This window comes from Escherichia sp. 94.0001 (genome assembly GCF_013369155.2).
GTDB classification, from domain to species: Bacteria; Pseudomonadota; Gammaproteobacteria; order Enterobacterales; family Enterobacteriaceae; genus Escherichia; species Escherichia coli_F.
Genome location: NZ_JABWMS020000220.1, coordinates 1 through 645, shown reverse-complemented (window position 1 = coordinate 645; position 645 = coordinate 1). Strand labels below are relative to the sequence as shown.

At 49.9% G+C, this 645-nt stretch carries 1 protein-coding gene and 1 pseudogene; both read left to right on the top strand.

Annotated elements, in window-relative coordinates; genetic code table 11:
• Nucleotides 1-144, top strand: a pseudogene (locus tag HEN33_RS25350) (protein ren); the annotation flags it as partial.
• Between the two features lie 73 nt (nucleotides 145-217).
• The coding region (locus HEN33_RS25345; protein ID WP_000736911.1) for a recombination protein NinB at nucleotides 218-645 on the top strand (428 nt) is incomplete at its 3' end.

Here is a 645-nt window from a genome sequence, read left to right as displayed (position 1 = left end):
GGTAAGGTCTGGCGAACGGTGTATTACCGGTTTGCTACCAGGGAAGAACGGGAAGGAAAGATGAGCACGAACCTGATTTTTAAGGAGTGTCGCCAGAGTGCCGCGATGAAACGGGTATTGGCGGTATATGGAGTTAAAAGATGACCATCTACATCACTGAGCTAATGACAGGCCTGCTGGTAATCGCAGGCCTTTTTATTTGGGGGAGAGGGAAGTCATGAAAAAACTAACCTTTGAGATTCGATCTCCAGCACATCAGCAAAACGCTATTCACGCAGTACAGCAAATCCTTCCAGACCCAACCAAACCAATCGTAGTAACCATTCAGGAACGCAACCGCAGCTTAGACCAAAACAGGAAGCTATGGGCCTGCTTAGGTGACGTCTCTCGTCAGGTTGAATGGCATGGTCGCTGGCTGGATGCAGAAAGCTGGAAGTGTGTGTTTACCGCAGCATTAAAGCAGCAGGATGTTGTTCCTAACCTTGCCGGGAATGGCTTTGTGGTAATAGGCCAGTCAACCAGCAGGATGCGTGTAAGCGAATTTGCGGAGCTATTAGAGCTTATACAGGCATTCGGTACAGAGCGTGGCGTTAAGTGGTCAGACGAAGCGCGACTGGCTCTCGAATGGAAAGCGCGATGGGGAGA